General features: G+C 37.2%; 23 protein-coding genes. 7 read left to right on the forward strand and 16 right to left on the reverse strand.

The window, feature by feature from the left end; genetic code table 11:
* Positions 1 to 193: 193 nt before the first annotated feature.
* From IQ215_RS00705 to IQ215_RS00720, 4 genes are all read right to left on the reverse strand, one after another.
* The gene (locus tag IQ215_RS00705) at positions 194 to 1,195 is read right to left on the reverse strand and encodes an AraC family transcriptional regulator (RefSeq protein ID WP_193799402.1); all 1,002 of its coding nucleotides are present in this window, start codon (positions 1,193 to 1,195) and stop codon (positions 194 to 196) included.
* Positions 1,196 to 1,212: 17 nt separating this feature from the next.
* Positions 1,213 to 2,016: an ABC transporter ATP-binding protein gene (locus IQ215_RS00710; RefSeq protein ID WP_193799403.1), complete on the reverse strand. Its 804-nt coding sequence runs from the start codon at positions 2,014 to 2,016 to the stop codon at positions 1,213 to 1,215.
* Between the two features lie 118 nt (positions 2,017 to 2,134).
* Positions 2,135 to 3,172, reverse strand: coding sequence for a FecCD family ABC transporter permease (locus IQ215_RS00715; protein ID WP_193799404.1), 1,038 nt, complete (start codon positions 3,170 to 3,172; stop codon positions 2,135 to 2,137).
* A gap of 7 nt (positions 3,173 to 3,179) precedes the next feature.
* Entirely contained in the window at positions 3,180 to 4,199 is a 1,020-nt protein-coding gene (locus tag IQ215_RS00720) for a FecCD family ABC transporter permease (RefSeq protein ID WP_193799405.1), read from the reverse strand.
* 309 nt (positions 4,200 to 4,508) lie between these two features.
* On the opposite strand from IQ215_RS00720, the gene IQ215_RS00725 reads away from it, so the two are divergent.
* Complete coding sequence (locus tag IQ215_RS00725; RefSeq protein WP_193799406.1) at positions 4,509 to 5,330, forward strand: hypothetical protein; 822 nt, start codon at positions 4,509 to 4,511, stop codon at positions 5,328 to 5,330.
* A gap of 39 nt (positions 5,331 to 5,369) precedes the next feature.
* On the opposite strand, the gene IQ215_RS00730 is transcribed toward IQ215_RS00725, so the two are convergent.
* From IQ215_RS00730 to IQ215_RS00750, 5 genes are all read right to left on the reverse strand, one after another.
* Positions 5,370 to 5,804 carry a photosystem I reaction center subunit II PsaD gene (locus tag IQ215_RS00730; RefSeq protein WP_193799407.1) on the reverse strand — a complete coding sequence of 145 codons (435 nt, stop codon included), beginning with the start codon at positions 5,802 to 5,804 and terminating at the stop codon, positions 5,370 to 5,372.
* A 154-nt stretch (positions 5,805 to 5,958) separates the two neighbouring features.
* The gene (hisH, locus tag IQ215_RS00735) at positions 5,959 to 6,588 is read right to left on the reverse strand and encodes an imidazole glycerol phosphate synthase subunit HisH (RefSeq protein WP_193799408.1); all 630 of its coding nucleotides are present in this window, start codon (positions 6,586 to 6,588) and stop codon (positions 5,959 to 5,961) included.
* Positions 6,589 to 6,864: 276 nt separating this feature from the next.
* Entirely contained in the window at positions 6,865 to 8,160 is a 1,296-nt protein-coding gene (gene purB / locus IQ215_RS00740; protein WP_193799409.1) for an adenylosuccinate lyase, read from the reverse strand.
* Between the two features lie 44 nt (positions 8,161 to 8,204).
* Complete coding sequence (locus IQ215_RS00745; protein WP_193799410.1) at positions 8,205 to 8,456, reverse strand: hypothetical protein; 252 nt, start codon at positions 8,454 to 8,456, stop codon at positions 8,205 to 8,207.
* A 138-nt stretch (positions 8,457 to 8,594) separates the two neighbouring features.
* The gene (locus IQ215_RS00750) at positions 8,595 to 9,725 is read right to left on the reverse strand and encodes a quinone-dependent dihydroorotate dehydrogenase (protein ID WP_193799411.1); all 1,131 of its coding nucleotides are present in this window, start codon (positions 9,723 to 9,725) and stop codon (positions 8,595 to 8,597) included.
* 507 nt (positions 9,726 to 10,232) lie between these two features.
* Here IQ215_RS00750 and IQ215_RS00755 point away from each other — a divergent pair.
* Positions 10,233 to 10,529, forward strand: coding sequence for a hypothetical protein (locus IQ215_RS00755; protein WP_193799412.1), 297 nt, complete (start codon positions 10,233 to 10,235; stop codon positions 10,527 to 10,529).
* A 272-nt stretch (positions 10,530 to 10,801) separates the two neighbouring features.
* Here IQ215_RS00755 and IQ215_RS00760 read toward each other — a convergent pair whose 3' ends face one another.
* From IQ215_RS00760 to IQ215_RS00775, 4 genes are all read right to left on the reverse strand, one after another.
* Entirely contained in the window at positions 10,802 to 11,449 is a 648-nt protein-coding gene (locus IQ215_RS00760; RefSeq protein WP_193799413.1) for a hypothetical protein, read from the reverse strand.
* Positions 11,442 to 11,666, reverse strand: coding sequence for a DNA-directed RNA polymerase subunit omega (locus tag IQ215_RS00765; protein WP_015222394.1), 225 nt, complete (start codon positions 11,664 to 11,666; stop codon positions 11,442 to 11,444). Before IQ215_RS00765 ends, IQ215_RS00760 begins: the two co-directional genes overlap by 8 nt.
* Positions 11,667 to 11,847: 181 nt before the next feature.
* Entirely contained in the window at positions 11,848 to 11,964 is a 117-nt protein-coding gene (locus IQ215_RS00770) for a photosystem II reaction center protein I (RefSeq protein ID WP_069791879.1), read from the reverse strand.
* Between the two features lie 38 nt (positions 11,965 to 12,002).
* Positions 12,003 to 12,749, reverse strand: coding sequence for a response regulator (locus IQ215_RS00775; RefSeq protein WP_193799461.1), 747 nt, complete (start codon positions 12,747 to 12,749; stop codon positions 12,003 to 12,005).
* Positions 12,750 to 13,017: 268 nt separating this feature from the next.
* Here IQ215_RS00775 and IQ215_RS00780 point away from each other — a divergent pair, with 268 nt between their 5' ends.
* On the forward strand, positions 13,018 to 13,593 hold the full coding sequence (locus IQ215_RS00780; protein ID WP_193799414.1) for a DUF3727 domain-containing protein: 576 nt from the start codon (positions 13,018 to 13,020) through the stop codon (positions 13,591 to 13,593).
* Positions 13,594 to 13,706: 113 nt separating this feature from the next.
* Here the strand turns inward: IQ215_RS00780 and IQ215_RS00785 are convergent, their stop codons facing one another.
* Together IQ215_RS00785 and ribD are read right to left on the reverse strand one after the other, a co-directional pair.
* Entirely contained in the window at positions 13,707 to 14,234 is a 528-nt protein-coding gene (locus IQ215_RS00785; protein WP_193799462.1) for a phycobiliprotein lyase, read from the reverse strand.
* Positions 14,235 to 14,452: 218 nt separating this feature from the next.
* The gene (gene ribD / locus IQ215_RS00790; protein WP_193799415.1) at positions 14,453 to 15,559 is read right to left on the reverse strand and encodes a bifunctional diaminohydroxyphosphoribosylaminopyrimidine deaminase/5-amino-6-(5-phosphoribosylamino)uracil reductase RibD; all 1,107 of its coding nucleotides are present in this window, start codon (positions 15,557 to 15,559) and stop codon (positions 14,453 to 14,455) included.
* A 288-nt stretch (positions 15,560 to 15,847) separates the two neighbouring features.
* On the opposite strand from ribD, the gene IQ215_RS00795 reads away from it, so the two are divergent.
* Together IQ215_RS00795 and IQ215_RS00800 are read left to right on the forward strand one after the other, a co-directional pair.
* Complete coding sequence (locus tag IQ215_RS00795; RefSeq protein ID WP_193799416.1) at positions 15,848 to 16,804, forward strand: RNA polymerase sigma factor, RpoD/SigA family; 957 nt, start codon at positions 15,848 to 15,850, stop codon at positions 16,802 to 16,804.
* Between the two features lie 212 nt (positions 16,805 to 17,016).
* Positions 17,017 to 17,928 (forward strand): Npun_R2821/Npun_R2822 family protein, encoded by a 912-nt coding sequence (locus tag IQ215_RS00800; protein ID WP_193799417.1) that lies wholly within the window; start codon positions 17,017 to 17,019, stop codon positions 17,926 to 17,928.
* A 14-nt stretch (positions 17,929 to 17,942) separates the two neighbouring features.
* Here IQ215_RS00800 and IQ215_RS00805 read toward each other — a convergent pair whose 3' ends face one another.
* Positions 17,943 to 19,874, reverse strand: a complete 1,932-nt coding sequence (locus tag IQ215_RS00805; protein WP_193799418.1) for a PBP1A family penicillin-binding protein — start codon at positions 19,872 to 19,874, stop codon at positions 17,943 to 17,945.
* A 194-nt stretch (positions 19,875 to 20,068) separates the two neighbouring features.
* Between IQ215_RS00805 and ndhC the strand changes: the two genes are divergently transcribed.
* A complete protein-coding gene (gene ndhC / locus IQ215_RS00810) occupies positions 20,069 to 20,431 on the forward strand; it encodes a photosynthetic/respiratory NAD(P)H-quinone oxidoreductase subunit C (RefSeq protein WP_193799419.1) in 363 nt (120 codons plus the stop codon).
* 79 nt (positions 20,432 to 20,510) lie between these two features.
* The gene (gene ndhK, locus IQ215_RS00815; protein WP_193799420.1) at positions 20,511 to 21,251 is read left to right on the forward strand and encodes a photosynthetic/respiratory NAD(P)H-quinone oxidoreductase subunit K; all 741 of its coding nucleotides are present in this window, start codon (positions 20,511 to 20,513) and stop codon (positions 21,249 to 21,251) included.
* Position 21,252 lies beyond the last annotated feature (1 nt).

The raw sequence follows: 21,252 nt of genomic DNA on the forward strand, positions 1-21,252 counted from the left end.
ATTGCATATATTTATCAGTTAAATTAACAGTGTAAGGAATTTGGATTTTTTTTTCTTATCCAAAATGAAATTTTCTTATCCTAAACGGATTTTTTTTCAAATTCATTAAATCAATGTGAAGATAGTCTTTGTTCATGAAGACGACAAACTTTATTTTCGTTTGCGTACCTTTGTATTAAATATCAAGTATGGATTAAAATAAAATACGATCGCCCTTAGGACTAATACCAAAATATTTTTTAAAGGCTTTAGAAAAGGAAGGTAAACTAGAGTAACCGCACAAATAGGCAATATCAGTTACTTTTAGATTATTTTGCCTTAATAAATGTTGAGCATATTCCATTCTTTGTTGATGTAAATAACCAAAAACAGTAGTTCCAAATAGTTGTTTAAACCCAGATTTTAATTTAAATTCATTTAAACATATTTTATGGGATAATTCTTGAAGACTAGGGGGATTTTGGAGGTTTTTATTAATTATTTCTTTTGCATAATTAAGAGCTTCAATGTCTTTTTTTTTCAAAGATAAATTAACATCAGCATCAATATTATTAGTATTTTCTGCCAACCATAAAGAAACTAATTCGAGAGCTTTACTTTCTAAATAAAAATTACGGGTACATCCTTGATAGGGACATTTGATAATTTGAGAAAGGGCATGATTCATCGCCATAGTATTATTTCCCTGACGATAACAAGGAAGCATTTTTTTGCCCTCTACTAAATGTTTTAACTCCATGGGTAAGGTATCTAAACAATCTTCACTCATTGCCCGTAAAGTATCGACTTCAATACCTACCCTTAGTTTTAAGATGCGATCGCACTTAGTCCAATATTCCGTCTCCTGACGAGAATCCCAAAACTCAATATAATTTTTTCCTGCGGTTTCCCAAACATAATCCGTCACCCCATGATGAATAGTTTTCACATTACCAGATACCACAAAATTAATAACAATATTGTCTAAATAATTTTGCTCTTTATATTCAGAATAAAAAACTACATTTTCATACATTTGAGAATCAGAAATTTCCAAAAATAAACCATGACATAAAGGAATATATTTCTCCAAAGATTCCCCTAATAAACCCTTTTCCTGCCAAATTTCTTCAGTTTTACCCACAGAATTAACCACGGATATACATTCCTGTTGCCAATAATTATGCCAATTTGAAGCCGAAAGTGCGATCGCCATTTAATCCTCCCAAAAAATTAAGACAATTGAGAAAAAGAAAACTTTTTACTAATAGGAATACATAAAGGAGTATTACTCACAGGATCAGCTATAATCTGAGCAGACAAACCAAAAACCTCCCAAATATTCTCAGTAGTCATCACCTCCTCAGGCTTCCCCTGCACATAGATATAACCCTCCTTCATCGCCACCAAATAATCGGCATAACGGGCAGCTTGATTCAACTCATGCAACACTATTACGATGGTGCGCCCCAAGCGATGATTTAACTCCGTCAATAAGTCCAAAACCTCGATTTGATGGGCTAAATCAAGAAACGTAGTTGGCTCATCTAATAGCAAAATTTCCGTATTTTGAGCCAACGTCATAGCAATCCACGCCCTTTGTCTTTGCCCCCCCGACAGGGAATCCAACTCCCGATGGGCAAATTCTGCCATAGCAGTAATTTCCAAGGCTTCATTAACTAATTTTTCGTCTTCCATACTCCATTGTTGCCACCATTTTTGATGGGGATAACGCCCTTGGGCTACCAAATCTTTAACCGTTAAACCCTCGGGGGCGCTAGGATTTTGGGGTAAAATACCCATGGTTTTGGCAACGGTTTTACTAGGTAATTTCTGAATGGCTTTACCATCTAAATAAACCATACCCCCAGAGGGGTGAAGAATACGCCCCAAACCTTTGAGCAGGGTTGACTTTCCGCAACCATTTGCCCCGATGAGAATAGTTATTTTTCCCGCAGGAATTTCTAGGGTTAAGTTATTAATGATTGTCGTATTTTGATAACCAAGGCTAATTTCTCTGGCGGATAATTGTTTCATTGCATTTAAGATTTTTTGAACTTAATTTTTTTATCAGAAATAAAATGTGAGTTATGTAAACTGTAGGTAATTTGTTTTACTTAAAAAAACTTGATTTTTTTTCCAAAATATCCCCCTATCATCGAGACTTAGTCAATAAAAAAAGGAAATACGGCGCCCCAATAATAGCGGTAACGATGCCACAGGGTAACTCTGTGGGGCTGAATAACCACCTTCCCATCACATCTGCACCAACCACCAACAAACCCCCCATTAAACCTGTAACGGGAATTAAACCCTGATGGGTGTTACCTACCAAAAAACGAGCCATATGGGGGGCAACTAAACCCACAAAGCCGATAGTACCTGCGATCGCCACACTAGCACTAGATAAAGCCACACTGGTGATTAAAAGCATTAACTGCACTTTACCAAGGGGTAAACCTAACCCAATACTCAGATTTTCTCCTAAATTAAGACTATTTAATTCTTTGCTCATAATCCAAGCTATGATCATAAAAATCATAATCCAAGGCAACAAAATCAAAACTTGGGCGTTGGTTTTGCCATAAACACTCCCTGTTAACCACACCAAGGCTTGAGAAACACTGTTAATATTGCCGAAGGTAACGATAATATTAGTAATAGCGAAAACCATAAAGTTAAAACCAATACCCACTAACACTAAACGGATTACAGAGTTTTCCCCCTGCCACGCCACCAAATAAATTGCCCCTGCCACCAATAAACCCCCCACAAAAGCCGATATGGGCAATAGGGCGATGGGTAAGTTAGGGAAAATCACGATGAATAAAACAGCGGTTAACCCTGCCCCTGCGTTGATGCCGATGATACTGGGATCTGCTAAGGGATTACGGGTGATTGTTTGCATAATACAACCTGCGATCGCCAAGCCCACTCCCACCAAAAGGGCAACAAGGGTACGAGGTAAACGGAGGGTATTGATAATAAATTGAGCGTCTGAGTTAGTATCCAATCGAAGGAGAGTTTTAACTACTTCAAGGGGTGCAATATAATATTCTCCCTGAACAAGACTAATAATAATTACTAGCAATAAACTGAGAGTTAAAATTAATAGTACTTTTGGTAATCGCCCATCTAACCAAAAAGAAACAGGGGGTTTTTGAAAGCGAATAATTAACCAAGGATTTTTCATGGATGGTTTAACGGGTAATGGTTTTCCAGCGAATGAGATAAATAAAAAAAGGAGCGCCTAAAATGGGCAAAATTAAACCCACGGGTACTTCTTGGGGTTGAATAATCAACCTAGCGATGATGTCTGCGTTGAGCAGTAAAATAGCCCCACCCACCAAGGAAAAAGGCAATATCCAGCGATAGTCATTACCCACCAGCAGACGCACCCCATGGGGCATAATCAAGCCAATGAAGCCCACAGGTCCTGCAATGGCAACACTTGCCCCCGCCAAAAGAATTACTGCTACCATGGCTAAGAGTTTAATAAGCAGGGTATTTTGGCCCAAACCTTTGGCGGTTTCTTCCCCTAAACTAAGGATAGAAATTTGTCTTGATAATGCTAGGGCGAGGATAAAACCGACGATAAAATAAGGTAGTATCTGCGTAACTAATTGTATATCTCTACCGGCGATCGCCCCTGCTAACCAAAAACGAATTTCTTCTAAGGTGCGCTGGTTAATAATCAAAATGCCACTGGTGAGGGAAGAAGTAAAAACAGTAATGGCAGCCCCTGCTAATGTGAGACTCAAGGGGGATAAACCCTGCTTACTCCGTGAAGCAAAAAAGTAAACTGCGATCGCACTTATTCCCGCTCCCAAAAAAGCAAACAAAGCAAAAGTCGTCAGATTACCATCCCTAAAAAATAAACTTGCACTAACTACCGCCAAAGCCGCACCACTATTGATGCCCAAGATACCGGGATCGGCCAAAGGATTACGAGTAATACCCTGCATCAAACAACCTGCCATGGCTAAAGCACCCCCCACCATCACCGCAACTATCGCTCTCGGCAGTCTTAGGGTGCGGATAATTAAATGTTCTGTGGAGTTATCAAAATTATAAAAAGCATCATATAAATCAGCCAAGGAAATATCAGCTACCCCCAAAATTAGACTCCCAAAGAAGCTCAATCCCAACACCAGTAAAGCAATGGTGAAAGGAATGATCAAAGAAAAGGACGTTTTTTTGCTCCTTTGTTTAGTTCGCATCTTTTATGAATAAAACAACTGTAATTATTGCTAATATATAGCATTTAGTATCTCCGTACAAGACGTATCATAATAATAGCCAATGTCATCAATAACATTTTTGATCACTGATTTTGAGGGGAAATAGAGAATCGGGAATTATTGAACCTATTATATTTGAATAGTTTTCGTTATTGTTATATTCAATTAGAGGTTGTGTCGGATGATTTTTAACCCATTGATACATACAAAAAAACTATTTTAGGGTTAAAATGTGATCAATTTTTCATTATCTATGGTGAATGATTCATTTTAACGATAGGTTATCCAGTGCAATATTTTAATCAATCAGCTTTAAAGGGTGCGTTATGGGGTGCTTTAGGGGGTAATTATTTTTCTTCTTATCCCCATTCTCAACTATTTCTTAATGATGATTTTCAGAACATTTCAGATGGTTTAAATATATTATTTTTAAGTCTCAAAAATATTAGTAATAATGATATTTTTTCTGTTAATGATTGGTTATATAGTTTAGAGAGCCATGGTGTTTATTTTATCGATTTAAATTTAGAAAAAAGGGCGATCGCCCTTATACCCTTAATTTTATATTGCTACGAAAATCCACTAAAATTAGCAACCTATTTACAAGAAATAAAAGAAAAACTATTGATAGATAATCTAAGGGAAGAAAGTATTTTTGATCTGATGGAAATATTTCGGTTAGTCTTAACAAAAAAAGACCATTTAAATTGGCAAACACTAATAAACAGTGATAGGAAACAATTAACTACACTATGTTCCATAACATATACAAACAATAATATTAAAGCAGTAGAAAAACAAATCAAGGAATTATATAACCCCCAAGAAATTTTCATCTATCAAGCAATTTATAGTTTTATTAGCTTACCCAATTATGTAGAAATATCACTTTTAAGAAGTACCTGTTTTGAACATCAAAAACAACTTACTGCCATTGTTACAGGCTTACTATTAGGTTTAAATAATGGTTACCATTCCTTGCCACTGTCTTGGCGAAAATATTTACAATTAATCCCCCTAATCAGAGAAAAAAATATCGACCAACTAAGTCAAAATTTTGTCGATAAATGGCAAGGTAAATATATCAAAAATCCCCTACTCCAAACCTAGAGAGGGGAATATTATTATGATAATTTTGAATCCTATTGATTAAACATCATAGGGATTTTTACCAGAAAACTTGAGGGTAACAGGCTCAGGATTTCTGCCGATATTTCTATCTTTTTTACCGTGGAATTCACGCCCTTCATTAACTTTTTCAGGGAATACACCATCAGCAGGATGAAGATATTGTACTTCACCATTAGGATATACACGGTAAATTTTATAATCTTCCATTTTAGGCTTAAATTTGGTGCGTAATTGAGTACCTAAAGCCAAACATTGCTCTTTACGAGCAAAGTAAAAGAGGTTTTCCCCTTCATTCATAATGGCAGCGCCACCAGTGGGCATTTCAAATACTTGCTCTTTACTACTAGTCCAAGTAATGGCGTATTTTTCTTCCCTGTCAGCTGCAGAGAGTAAACCGCCAGTGCTTCCGCCAAATTTAGGCATTTGACCTGTTAATTGGATTGTTTCGCTCATAGAGATATTGCTTTTATAGAAATCAGATTTACTATCTAGGCAATGCTATCACTGACTTAGCCCCTATTTACTATGTCTGTTATGAACTGTAACAGTTTGTTACCTTTTGTTATTTAAAAGCTAGGGAACGGGGAATAGGGAAAACAATTAATAATTAATTTTTTTTATTCTCGATTAAGTTAACGAAGTTGGAGAGGATTTTTAGGCCGTAATCGGAGGATTTTTCGGGGTGAAATTGCACTGCCATGAGGTTTTTATGGGCGATCGCACTTGTAACCTTTTGACTACCATGGGTAACTTCCCCTGCAATTACGCTTTTATCCGTAGGATCGACATAAAATGAATGAACAAAATAAAGATAGGGTTCAGGGGGTAGCCCAGCCCACAGAGGATGCACTGCTTGAGTTTTTGTCATGGTATTCCATCCCATGTGAGGAATGGTTAAATCTGGTTCAGATTGAAAACGACGGACCTTACCCTTTATTACCCCTAAACCTTGCTCCTTACCTTCCTCTGAAGACTCAAAAAGGATTTGTAAACCTAAACAAATACCTAAAAATGGTGTTCCAGAGGCGATCGCGCCTTTGAGGGGTTCAATTAAATTACGTTCCTTTAAATGTTCCATGGCAGGATCAAATGAACCAACCCCAGGTAACACAATGGCTTTAGCTTGGGCGATTACCTCCGCAGAATCAGTAATTTCGGGAATTGCTCCCGCCTTTTCCAAACCCTTGCACACCGAGTGCAAGTTACCCATATCATAGTCAATTACAGCAATTTTCATGGTTTTAGAGAAAAATGGTTTTTTCTTTCAGAATATTTCATAATAAATCCGCTCACCAGAGTCAACTAATAAAATTAATTAACAAAGATATTAAAACAATTAACTTTAGTTCAATTTATTGAACGAACTACCGTTAGCCGTGTAATTCATTACACGGTGGGCAACAGTATCATGAGATTTGTTGAGAAATCGGGCTAGAAGCCCGAACTACGAAAGCCTGAACTACATTAAAAACCTATTTCTTCCCCCCGAATTCGCGGGGGGCTAGGGGGGATCTTAAATACCTAGTCTTTCATAAACCTGATCAAGATTTTTGAGGTGCTGATTAGGATCAAAACAAGTCTTTAATTCATCTGCGGATAAATGCTTTTTAATGTCTGGACTAGCTTCGATTAACTTACGGAAATTACCATCTTGGGTATTCCATGCTTGGTGAGCGCACCCTTGCACCACACGATAAGCATCTTCTCTACTCATGCCTTTTTCCACCAAAGCCAGTAAAACTTTTTGGCTGAAAATTACCCCACCATATACATTCATATTACGGAGCATATTTTCAGGATAAACTAACAAGTTTTGTACTAAATTAGTGGTTTCCTTGAGCATAAAATGGATCAAAATACAAGTATCAGGTAGGATAACCCTTTCCACAGAACTATGGGAAATATCTCTTTCATGCCAAAGGGCTACGTTTTCAAGGGCGGCCACCGCATGACCACGAATAATTCTTGCCATACCCGTAATACGCTCACTACGGATAGGGTTACGTTTGTGAGGCATAGCAGATGAGCCTTTTTGTCCTTTAGAGAAATATTCTTCTACTTCTAAAACATCGGTGCGTTGTAGGTTACGAATTTCTACAGCAAATCTTTCTAAAGAAGCACCCACAAGGGCAATTTGTTGGACAAATTCGGCGTGTCTATCCCTCGATATTACCTGAGTTGATGCGGTGTCAGGTTGTAGTCCTAAAAGGTTACAGGCGATCGCCTCTACCCGAGGTTCAATGTTTGCATAGGTACCCACAGCCCCAGAAATTTGACCTACTGCTACATCTTGACGCAGTTTAACTAAACGGTCACGGTTACGGCGCATTTCTGCCAACCATCCCGCCAACTTAAAACCAAAGGTAATGGGTTCAGCATGGATACCATGGGAACGTCCTACCATTACAGTATAACGGTGTTTTTGTGCCTGATAACGAATTGCTTGGATTGTTTCCTCCACTGCCTCTAAAATGAGATCCAGACTTGCAACCATCTGCAAAGCTAAAGCAGTATCTAGCATATCAGAGCTAGTCATGCCCAAATGGATATAACGCCCTACATCGCCCACATATTCGTTAACATTGGTCAAAAAAGCGATCACATCGTGGCGCACTTCCGCTTCAATTTCCAAAACCCTGTTAACGTCAAAGGCAGCTTTTGCCTTGATTTCTTCCACGGCTTCTTTGGGAATATTACCTAACTCCGCTTGAGCTTCACACACGGCAATTTCCACCTGCAACCATGTTTTTAGTCGATAGTTATCAGTCCAAATTTCGCCCATTTCGGGCAATGTATAGCGTTCAATCACTGCAATTCTATGTTTCTTTGCAAATACGACTGTTACATTTTACCTTACTTTGGACAAGGGAAGAATAATTGAGAATTGATAATGGATAATGGATAATTATCAGGTTTTCTTGTCTCATAGTTATGATGACGTAATCCTTGCCCTATATAGGCTTTAATTAAAGACTGATACCCTGAAAATCCCAATAAAGGAGCTATGGTTTTTAATTCTTCTACCACATCTTCGGGGATACGAAGAGTAACACTTTCCATGGGGCGATCTTTTTTAAGTCTCTGTTTCAAAGTCTCAATTTTCATTGTAGGAGGGAATAGGGAATGGGCAACGGGGAATAGTAATCATATCTTGAGTATCTTTAAATATGATTTTATCAGCTACTCAATTAGTTTTATATTGACATTATCCATTATCAATTATCCATTATCAATTATCCACTATCAATTATCTACGCCAATCGCCTCACTAATATTACTCAATCCTTTCTGTTGTAATCTAGTTTGTAACCCTGTCAAAATATCCTTCACTGCCCAAGGCCCTTCATATACCCAACCGCTATAAAATTGTAATAAAGTAGCCCCTGCGGTGATTTTTTCCCACGCATCTTGGGCGTTAAAAATTCCACCCACCCCAATAATGGGTAATTCTCCTTTGGTTTGTTGATAGATAAAACGAATTACTTCGGTGGAGCGTTGTTTGAGGGGTAAACCACTGATGCCCCCTGCTTCATCTACCAATAAATTGCCTGTTTCTTTGAGGATTTTTGTTTGTAGTTGCTCTTTTTTGATGGTGGTATTGGTGGCAACAATACCCGATAAGTTATAGTTCCTAGATAGGTCTAAAATGCCTTTTATATCGTCCCAACTCAGGTCGGGGGCAATTTTGATTAAAATGGGTTTTTCCCCTTGATTTGCTTCTTGGAGGGTTCTTAAAATGGGTTCTAGTTGTTCCCCTCCCTGGAGCGATCGCAACCCAGGAGTATTGGGAGAACTAACATTAATGACGAAATAGTCGGCATAGGGGCGTAATGCTTCAAAACTGCCTAAATAATCTTGATGGGCTCCTTCTAGGGGGGTTATCTTCGATTTACATAAATTTATGCCCACAGGAATTGTTCTCGGGCTTCTTTGCCATGTTTCTTTTAGTCTAAGGGCGATCGCCTCTGCTCCCTCATTATTCGCCCCCATCCTATTCAAAATCGCCTTATCTCCCTCAATGCGAAACATCCTCGGTAAAGGATTACCCCCTTGTCCATGGAGTGTTACCGCCCCCAACTCCGCAAAACTAAAGCCAAAACTAGACCAAATTCCAGCGCCCACCCCATTTTTATCAAAACCAGGTGCTAAACCCATGGGATGAGCGAAATTCATCCCCCATAACGATTGTTTGAGGCTAGGTGCATCCATACAAAAAGACTTTTCTAGCTCTTGAATCGTCCACTTTCCCCAAGACTTATGCCGATTATGGTCAATTTTTTCTAAAATTCTTAAACTTTGCAAATGTGATTTTTCAGGATTACCCTTCAAAGCCGCAAAAAAAAGGGGATAAGCAGGACGCAAAACATTAAGCATAATTAAAGTCTTTTAAAAAACAATCTAGTAGCATACTAATTTTTACCTATTTTACCTTGATTTTTACCCCTCTCGGAACCCTAAAAATACCCCAGAAAGAAAAATGAGAGACTACACCTCAAAAAGTAACTTTTTCTCAGAAAACTCTTTGATATAGCCCCATATCAATATTTTTTACCAAAAATAAAGCCATATCCATCAATATCTTAGTTAAATACATAACCATAAGATAATATATTTTTTACTAAAAAAAGAGCATTTTTTACTTGATCCCCTTTATTTTTTCTTAAACTCTTAAAAAAAACAAATGTTTTTAAATATACATTTTTTTGTCAATTTTGTAAATGTATCTTTGTATTAAGCAATAGTTAAGACAATATAAAAAATAAATAGTTCTAAATATAGTTGATTCCCTCATTCCCTCTAGGTTATACCCAAAAAACCCTTGATCCCAGATAGTTAATAATATAAAGAAGAAGGTTTTAATAAAAAAATATAGAAAAGAAAATGATACCCAACAACAGTAAATGTGCTTCTGCCTGTCGATACTGTCGATTTTATCACCCAGAAGGAAGGCGAGGCGGAATGTGTGAACAATTAAATGTGTCAGTACAAGGGGCTTGGAAGTCTTGTAGTTTAGCCGTTTTAGCCTTTGGAGAATCTTGGGAAACCATGCCCGAAGTAGTTTTATTGGAAAAATCTTTTTCCCTCGGGTGTGCCACTCCCAATGTGGAAGTTAATAACCCAAAAGTTACTCAATATTTGCCAGAAGATATGTCCCAGAAAATAGAAGCCACTTTATAATTAATCAAGAATTTATTTTTAGCTGATTTCTATATATTTCTAGCGACATTAATAGCAACAAAAAAGTAAGAATAATTAAAACATTTTCACCCAATTAATTAATAATTTATTATCGCCTTTGGGGAAACAAATTACACACCTTTCGTTTCGTAACCCTAATCATTCATCTTGTTTACCCCACTAAATAGCATTATCAAACCACCCACTACAATTAATAAGGCTATTATTCCCAACAGGGCATCTAATTTACTGGTATCCATTTTTTATAAGTTTTAAGGCATTAATAAGTTTGCACCACCCCTGCGAGGTAATATTGGGGAAGTATTATTGTTATCGGAAGAATTATTTTCTGCGGGATTTGAGTCGTCAGATGATTCTTCAGATTCTGGGGTAGTAGGTTGATAAATACTCACTAAAACATCTACTAATTGATTTCTTTGCTTCCTTGAAAGACTTCTAATTAACCTGACATCTTCTGTGAAAGGATTTTCAGTTAGGGTGCTAAAACCAGGATACCTTTCTTCTCTCATGGTTTCGTTGTAACCTAAATAATCTGCAAGGGTTAATTTCCAATCGAGGCGAAAAATAACGGGGCGAGATTTTATATATTCATGGTAACGGATAAGACGACTTATCAAGGTATGTTCAGGAATTATCTGTCCACTGTTAACAGAAGTATATTGATTATTTTTGGGTATTTCTGGAATTTTTTCATATACTTGTAAAGCTATAGTTTCTGGGCTAATTCTTTGGGCATATACAGGGTTATTCCATGATAGATTTTCTATGCCTTGTAAGGTTAAACCCTGTCCATGAAAAAAATATACCATCAAAAAGGTTGTAAGTGCGATCGCACCATAAACCAATTTTGGTAAAAAAAGTCCAGAAAAACAAGAAAACCTTTTGAAAAACCTAATCATCACTAATAATTTCAGGTTGGGTAAGCTCATCAGACATCTCAATAATAGCCCGTAAAACAGGCTTCATAATTTCTTCAACATTTTCAAAATCTTCAAAACGTCTTTGTTTCGCCCTTTTTGCCACTTGCACAGTAATTTTGTAACGATTAGAAGCCGCCTCCATTAACTCATCACTACGAAACATAATTTGTCCTGAGTCAAAATTGTTTTTTAACATTATCTGCTCTTATAGTTTACTAAAAAAGGTGCAAACCAATATTCTATCAATTTTTGGTTCATCACACCATTAACCATCCTAAAAAATGTTGGAGAGTATAAAACCTTAAAAATAAAAAAAGCCCGTTACATACCAATGATGATAACGGGAAAATTAGGTCTATTCGTGTAATATAGTTATATTATTCCGCATCTTTGCGTCCAGGATTACGTGCAGGATCTCCAGAAAGGAAACCGAAAATAAACATTAAAATGAAAGAAGCAACCACTATATTGACAACAATTTTTAAAGTTAACATTTAATTTTCTCCAAGTTATTTATAATCATCATTATATTTTACACCCCTTTCAGATTTTCTTGAACTCCGAACCAATATCCTTTTCCATAGATAGTATGAATAAGAGGTTTTTCCCCTCCACTTTCAATCTTTCGACGCAATAATCTAATCACCGCCGCCACCACATTACTACTAGGCGCTTGTGCCTCAGACCATAAATGATGATATATTTGTTCTTGAGTAACTAACTGATTAGAATTTAGTAAAAAAAATTCCAATAACCTAATCTCCTTATCAGAAAGTTTAAGTAATCTTCCCTGACGATAAGCAACCTGACTACTAACATCCAACTCTAAATCATCCATTTTCAATATCTTTTTCTCCTCCTCCCCAGCATAATCAACCCTTTGACTACCCCTCCTCAACAAAGCCCTTACCCTAGCCAGTAATTCTCTCAACTCAAACGGTTTTATCAAATAATCATCCGCCCCCGCATCCAATCCCTTCACCCTATCATCTAAAGTATCCTTCGCCGTTAAAAATAATACAGGAGTGTCAATCTCCGTCTTAGGTAATCTTTTATCATCAGCACAATTTTTTAAACCCCGTAAACATTCACAAATACTCAAACCCGTTTTATAGGGTAACATCCAATCAAGAATTAAAAGATCAAAACAATTTTCTACCGTCAAATCCCATCCTTGTTTACCATCATAAGCAACATCAACCTTATAACCCTCCTTTTCTAAAACATGGGCAAGACTATCTGCCAACTGCTTCTCATCTTCTACCAATAATATTTTGATTGACATAAAAAACTTTTACCACCTACTAATAAGAATTACCAATATTAACCATTAATTTAGCAGTGTTAGAAATTATGAAATTATAACTCTACTTAAAAAAAATCATTCACAACACCATCATTAATTACAACAAAGATTAACTAATTTTCGAGTTTAAAATATTTCCGAAGGTTTTAGATATTAAAGCATCAATAGAGACAAGATTAACAAACCATGATATTCTTTATAATACCAATAAAAATCAATCAAAATCCCAGTAAAACTAATTATGTCTCCTTCCCAATTTGGGCAATATGACGACAAAGAAATTGTCATCATTAATGATGAGCAAGGAAAGTTTCTTGAATGTTATGTTGAAAACGAAATTAATTATCAAGGTAACAAGTATCTGTTACTAATGCCCGTTGATAACACCATTGTTATCTTAACTGATGATGTGGTTGATGAGGATGATCCTGATTATACCGAAACTGTCATTGTCGAGGATGATGATGAAATCGATGCTATTTTTGATGATGCTAAAGCTGTGTTAGGGGAATTGAATTTATCCCTCAAACGCTCCGGTATTAGTCTTACCGCCAGTGGAGATTTACCCCCAGAAGAAGATGATAACATCATTCGTTTAGAATTAGATGATGAGGAAGAAGGGTTAGAGGTGGAGGAATTACAGTTTTTAGCTAGTTTTTATAGCTTAGAACAAAAATATGATATTTGTACTCCCCTTGCCCCCATTCTTTTGATTGGTGAGCAAACATCTTCTGGAAAGGTAAGTTTATTCAATCCTGATAAGGCGGAGTTACAAGCTATTGTCGGAGAATTACTTTTAGATTTTAATGATGACTAAACATCATTTATTATTGCTTTTTAACTATTTTTTTAAAGATGATTATAGGTGGGATTTTCCCACCTTTTTTTCTACATATAGAGTATTTTTATTGATTTTATTTGTATCAAAATTTATGCTTTATTTTCGACTTTTATTTTTTTAATTTCTGAATAAAAAGAAGTTTCAATTACTTGATTTTTACTTTTGATAACGGTGTTTCTTAAACGTAGATTATCATTGGCAAACCAAATTCTTTCTTCGATGGAGTGAGTATCTTCTTTAATTGTAAAGGTTAAAGAGTCATCTTCGGCTATGGTGAAATTACCTTCTAATAATTTTTGATTAGGTAATAGACGCCAAATTTTACCATTTTTTAAGTCATCTTTTTGATAGTTAATAATCATGGTACTGTTACCGCTTTTTTTTGGTTTTCCCCAGTCGGGAGAGTTATCCCATTCTGAGGTAATTATGGTCATGTTATCTTCTGTTTTAAGATTATTTTCTTGACAAATAACTTTTGCTTGGTTGCTATCTTTGTCTAATAAGTTAATGTCTAAGTTGGCTTTACTATTATCGACGGCTTCTTTATTTATGTTGTAGGTGGTGCGCTGAGAAAACCAACTTCCTGCAGTTTTCTCTATAAAGGTATTTATATCCATTAATCTTATATTAAATTGCTTTATTAATCGATCGCCCTTAATCGTAAATATGGTCAAAGGCAACATTAATTATATCATTTAAGGGAACAGGGAACGGGGAACAGACAATGGTTATAATATTTGAACTCAGAATTTCTATCTAGTATCATTCAATTATGTTTCATACCATGATTAAGTAATACCAAGTTGAAATGAGAGAATAAAAAAAGAATAATTGTTCATTGTCCATTGTCCATTGTCCATTGTTTAATATATCCTTCGATCAAAAAATCATCATCAAATCTTTGTAAACTAACATTATGTAACTTTAAAGCATCTTGCATCGCATTAATATCTAAATCTCCCACAGGATTAAAACCCCCTTGCCCACCGATTATTTTTGGGGCGATAAACCCTAATACCTTTTGTATCATACCAGAGGCGATCGCCCTTGCCCCCAAATTACCACCACATTCCCAGAAAACAGAATTAAAACCACGCTCATATAAACTATCCATCACCACCGTAGGAGAAAGATTTTCATACTCCAAAACCTCCACCCCCCGAGATAACAAATAAGTCTTAAGAGGAGAATCAACATCTTGAAGGAGAGTAAAAACCACCGTAGGCGCCATGGTAGTATCCCACAAATGACAATCCATAGGTAAATCAAAACCCTTGGACATTACCACCCGCAAAGGATTATGGCTACTCATCCCATGGGTAGTTAAACGGGGATTATCTTTTCTTACCGTATTTCCCCCCACTACCACCGCATCACACCCAGAACGCAAAAAATGAACATAATCCCGTGACTTTTGCCCCGTAATCCACTTACTATCGCCCGTTGCCGTCGCAATCTTACCATCAACCGTCATCGCATACTTTAAAATACCAAAAGGGCGTTTATAAATAACACGATGAATAAAAGCCTCATTCAACTGCCGACAGGCTTCCTCCTCCACCCCCACCTTAACATCTATTCCAGCGGCCACCAGACGCTTAATACCACCACCCGCAACCCTTTCATCAGGATCCACCATTCCCACCACAACTTGACTAATTCCTGCCTTAATAATCGCCTCCGTACAAGGGGGAGTTTTACCATGATGATTACAGGGCTCAAGGTTGACATAAATTGTCGCCCCCCTAGCCTCCTCTCCAGCCTGCTTTAGGGCAAAAACTTCAGCATGGGGTAATCCCGCCCGAGGATGGAAGCCCCTGCCCACAATTTGACCATTTTTAACCACCACTGCACCCACCAACGGATTAGGGGAGGTTCTTCCCAGTGCTTTTTTGGCTAACTCTAAGCACTCTGAGATCATTTTTTGGTCAAACTGATTCATAGCTCCATGGTTGAAAATCAGAAAAAAACTTGTAACCCTTATGAAACATAAGTTGTAGGTAATTTTAAAAAAAAGTTTTACAAAACTTTCCCTTATGCCTTATGATTGATTAGTGGTCAACTTTACTATTATGCCGTAACTAATCCAAGAAAGACAAGGTTAGTAATAGTAAAAGGCGAGTTTGTTATGCGAAAAACTCAAAAAAATGACCGAGATTTACGCACTATTATGTATAATTTTAATTCCCTAGATCTTATTAACTAATCTAGTATAGATAATTATTGTCTTATGCAACCTTTACCCAAGAATATTGATACAATCCGTGTTTATTTGAAAGAAATTGGTCGAATTCCTCTATTAACCCAAGAGGAAGAGATTATTTATGCTAAACATATTCAAGAGCTAGTTTCCCTCGAAAAAAAGAAAGAAACCCTTGCTAAAAAACTCGATCAAGAACCCACTTTGGAAGAATGGGCAAAGGCTGCCAAAATTTCCGAAAAAAATTTACAAATTAAAATCACCCAGGGTGAAAAAGCCAAGCGTCGCATGGTAGAAGCAAATCTGCGTTTAGTCGTATCCATCGCCAAAAAATATCTCAAACGCAATTTAGATCTTCTTGATCTTATCCAAGAAGGTACTATCGGCATGCAGCGGGGCGTAGAAAAATTTGACCCCACCAAAGGTTATCGTTTCTCTACCTATGCTTATTGGTGGATTCGTCAAGCTATTACAAGGGCGATCGCCGAGAAAAGCCGAGCTATTCGCTTACCTTTACATATTACCGAAAAATTAAATAAAATTCGTCAAACCCAAAGAAAACTATCCGAAGAAAAAGGTCGCCCTGCCACCATTGCAGAACTAGCCGAAGCCTTAGAATTAAGCACCGAACAAGTTAGAGAATACCTTGGTAAAGCCCGTCAACCCCTCTCCCTAGATCTTAAAGTAGGAGACAACAACGACACCGAATTAGGAGAACTATTAGAAGACAAAGGACAATCCCCAGAAGACTTCACCGACTATTCTTGTTTACAATTCGACCTCAAGAAAATGATGTCCGAATTAACCCAGCAACAGCAAGACGTAATTAGATTACGTTACGGCTTAGAAGACGGAAAACCCCTCACCCTCTCCAAAATTGGTGACATTCTCAGCATCTCCCGCGAAAGAGTCAGACAAATCGAAAGAGAAGCTCTCACTAAACTAAGAAAGCGCAAAGAAGTAATCCAAGAATATATTGCCAGTTAATTAAATTATTTTTGACCTCCTAACAGGAGGTTTTTTTGTATCAGACACAACAGCTAACTTGACTATCTCTACACAATTCAAGCAACAACTTTATATTAAGAACATTGAAAGTAAAAAAACATAAACAAAATCTTTAAAAATTTAATTTATATCTATAAATAAAGCCACTATAATAACTACTAATAGGAAATAATTTTTTAAATATAAATAATATGAAAGGAATATATATAATAGCTAATGATAAAGTTTTAGATAACTGTATTACCTTACTAAATAGTATTAGATTATATGACAAAGACGTTCCAATTACTTTAATTCCCTATGATGATAATTATCATCAAGTATTTAATATATTATCTAAAAAATATAAGGTTACTTTATATCCTGATTTGGACTTTATTGATAAATTATCTAATAATTTACATAGCATTTTTGGAGAGAATTTTTTTGCCCGTCCTAATCAATTTAGAAAACAAGCCTGTTGGTTTGGTGAATATGATGAATTTCTATATATTGACACTGACATTATTGTTTTTGATAAAATTATTCAATGCTTAGATTATCTTCAAGACTATGATTTTATTGCTTGTGATTACCAAGGCAAAAAAGGAATTCAAAATGTTTTTAGTCAACAAGTAATTGACAACAATATTTTTACATCTGAACAACTAAAAGATATCTTCAATTGTGGTTTTTGGGGTTCTAAAAAGAAGATTATCTCCGAAGAAACTTTATATAAAATTTTTAAAGAATGTTCTCAAAATTTGCAATATTTTGACTTCACCCAAAAAACATCCGACCAACCCATTATTAACTATTTGATATTAACCCAAGTAAAGAAAAGATTAAACTTAACACAAATTACCGATGATGAACCAGGTAACTGGGCTGGTTCAAAGCATTTCATCGAAAAAGATCATAAACTCTATGACAACGGTAAGCCATTACGCTATTTACACTGGGCGGGAGTTCCCTTGCACCCTGGGGGGAATTATTATGAGTTATGGCAACATTATCGCTATCTAGGAGAAGAAAAACCTCTCCCCATGGCAACTAACACAATCCATAAAAAAAATTATTGGCAAACCCTAAAAAATAAAGCTAGAAAACTATTCAGTAAATAACCTAACACCCGTTTTTATTTTGCTTCAGGACGTTCAAATTGAGAAGCCGCAGGAAAGGGTAACACTGGTTCATTTTCCAATGCCATATTCATAAACTGTCGCCACACAGGAGCGGCAGTGCCACCCCCTGTTACCCCTCTTCCTAAGGTTTGATTAAAGTCATCATTGCCAATCCATACCGCCACTGACAACTGAGGTACATAACCCACAAACCAAACATCACGCTCTCCGCTGGTAGTTCCCGTCTTACCCGCCGCAGGCCTACCTATATTGGCAGCAGGGGCAGTTCCCCCTGGACGCAATACATTTTGTAACACTGTTGTTAATGATGCAGTTGACCATTCATCTAAGACTAATTTAGGTTTAGGAGTATTATCGATAATGGTATTACCATCACTATCTGTCACTTGTAAAATCATAGTAGTCTCCGATTGCCAACCATTACTGGCAAAAGTAGCATAGGCACTCGCCATTTCCATCGGTGTTATACCAATAGGGCCTAGAGGAAGAGATATAACAGGTTGTAAAGGACTTTCAATGCCTAAGGTACGAGTAACATCAATAACACTATCAAGACCTATTTCCTGACCTACCACCACTGCAGGAATATTAAGAGATACTGTCAAGGCGTGGTTAATACTCACATCGCCTCCCCCCATGTCACCGCCATAGTTTTGGGGACGATAAATTCCCGAACCATCCCGATAACCACGGGAATAGTTAGCTACACTACTGGCAGGACTATATTTTCCTGTGGCAAAAGCGGTATAGAATACGAAGGGTTTGAAAGCCGAACCGGGTTGACGACGAGAATCTAATACTCGGTTAAATTGACTGGTTTCATAATCGATGCCTCCCACCACAGCTTTTACAAAATGGGTACGAGGATCGATCGCCACTAGCGCCATTTGATCCGCCCTAACTCCCGAACGACGCAAATTTTGATGGGCATTTCTAACCAACTCCTCCGCCCGAATTTGCATATTATAATCAAGGGTAGTTTGCACATTTAAACCCCCCTTAATCAACATATCACTACCAAATCGATTAATAACTTCTTCCCTCACCGCATCAGTAACAAAAGGAAGTCGGCTTCTTTGCCATGCTTGGGGTTTGCCCACCCCTAAAGGCTCAACCTTAGCCGCTTCGGCTTCTTCTTGGGTAATCCAACCTAAATCAGCCATGCGATTAAGAACTAATGCTTGTCTTCTCTTGGCAATTTCATAATTAATAAAAGGACTAAAAGCCTCCGGGGCTTGGATAATTCCCGCCATCATCGCTGACTCAGCCAAATTTAAATCTGAAGCGGGTTTATTAAAATAACTTTTAGCCGCAGTTTGTACCCCATAATTATTATGACCCCAATAGATATTATTGAGATACATATCAAGGATTTCATCCTTTGTAAAAACCTGTTCAATGCGCAACGCTAAAATGGCTTCGGCCAACTTCCGAGTATAGCTCCTTTGATGGGATAGGAACATATTTTTGGCCAATTGCATGGTTAAAGTTGATGCTCCTTCTACCACCCCTCCACTCTGATAGTTAACCACGATCGCCCTTGCCACACTAGTGGGATTAATACCATCATGATAATAAAAATTACTATCCTCAAAAGCAAGAACAGCTCGTTTTAACTCAGGGGAAATCTCATCTAACTCCACCGTTTGTCGATGCTCCTCAGAATGAAAACTAGCCAACAATACCCCTTTAATATCATATACATAACTGGTTTGAGCGGGAACATGACTCCGTAAAACCCTCACATCGGGAAGATTACGAAAACTGATCGCCAATCCTGCTAAACCTCCTGCCACCACAGAAGTTGTCAACAAAGTTAAACCAAGGAAAGTTCCCCCTGCAACTTTGGTAACACCTAATACAAAATTTCCCACTTGATTAGGTTTTGGCGGTTGAGTTTTTAACTTAAAAGTAGTAGATGACACTGTGATTTATTTAGTAAGTATAGGACAGGTTTTCAATAGGGAAGGGTACGCAATAGCCATCAATAACTATTGTCTATAAATAACATCAAAAATAACTGCGCATGATTCTAACACAAACACCCTATAATGTATCAAGATATGACTTGACATTTAATTACCCTTATTTTAAAGCAAAATTTAGTTTAACTTAACTCATGTTTGTTCTTAACGGTTACGAATACTTTCTCGGATTTTTACTTGTTAGTAGTTTAGTACCCATTCTAGCCCTAACTGCTTCAAAATTACTTAGACCTAGAACGGGAGGCCCTGAAAGACGCACCACCTACGAATCAGGGATGGAACCTGTGGGCGGAGCTTGGATTCAATTCAACATCCGTTATTATATGTTTGCCTTAGTGTTTGTGGTCTTTGATGTAGAAACAGTTTTCCTCTATCCTTGGGCTGTCGCTTTTAATACCCTCGGATTACTCGCTTTTGTGGAAGCCCTTATTTTTATAGCTATTCTTGTGGTTGCCCTTGTCTATGCTTGGCGTAAAGGTGCTTTAGAATGGTCTTAAATCAATTGACAATTAACAGTGGACAATTGACAGTTAAAATTGAGAGAGAAGCAAAGACAGCTATTAAATTAAAATTATTATGAACAATTCAACCCCTGATTTAGCCACTTTGGAACAAAATGCCAAAGATAAAATCCTCAATCCCATTGCCAGAAGTCAGGTAACTCAAGATTTATCAGAAAATGTTATCTTAACCACCGTTGATGATTTGCACAACTGGGCAAGATTATCTAGTCTATGGCCTATGCTTTATGGTACGGCCTGTTGCTTCATTGAATTTGCAGCGCTTATCGGTTCTCGATTCGACTTCGATAGATTTGGTTTAGTACCCCGTTCTAGCCCTCGTCAAGCGGATTTGATCATCACTGCAGGTACCATTACCATGAAGATGGCTCCTGCTTTGGTTCGGTTATATGAAGAAATGCCTGAGCCTAAATATGTCATTGCCATGGGCGCTTGTACCATTACTGGGGGAATGTTCAGCAGTGATTCTACTACCGCCGTGCGGGGAGTTGATAAATTAATCCCTGTGGATGTTTATATTCCTGGTTGCCCTCCTCGCCCTGAGGCAATTTTTGATGCCATCATCAAGTTAAGGAAGAAAGTGGCCAATGAATCTATCCAAGAAAGGGGTACAGTACAAAAACAAACTAACCGCTACTATAGTACAACCCATAACCTCAAGATAGTTGATCCTATTTTAGACGGGAAATATCTTCGTAATGATTCTTTGAAAAATCCCCCTGCAGAGTTGGCGGCAGCCATGGGTATGCCTGTTAATCCTGCATTAGAAACCAATAAAGAAAAAGAGGAGGCTTAAA

This window comes from Cyanobacterium stanieri LEGE 03274 (genome assembly GCF_015207825.1).
GTDB lineage: Bacteria > Cyanobacteriota > Cyanobacteriia > Cyanobacteriales > Cyanobacteriaceae > Cyanobacterium > Cyanobacterium stanieri_B.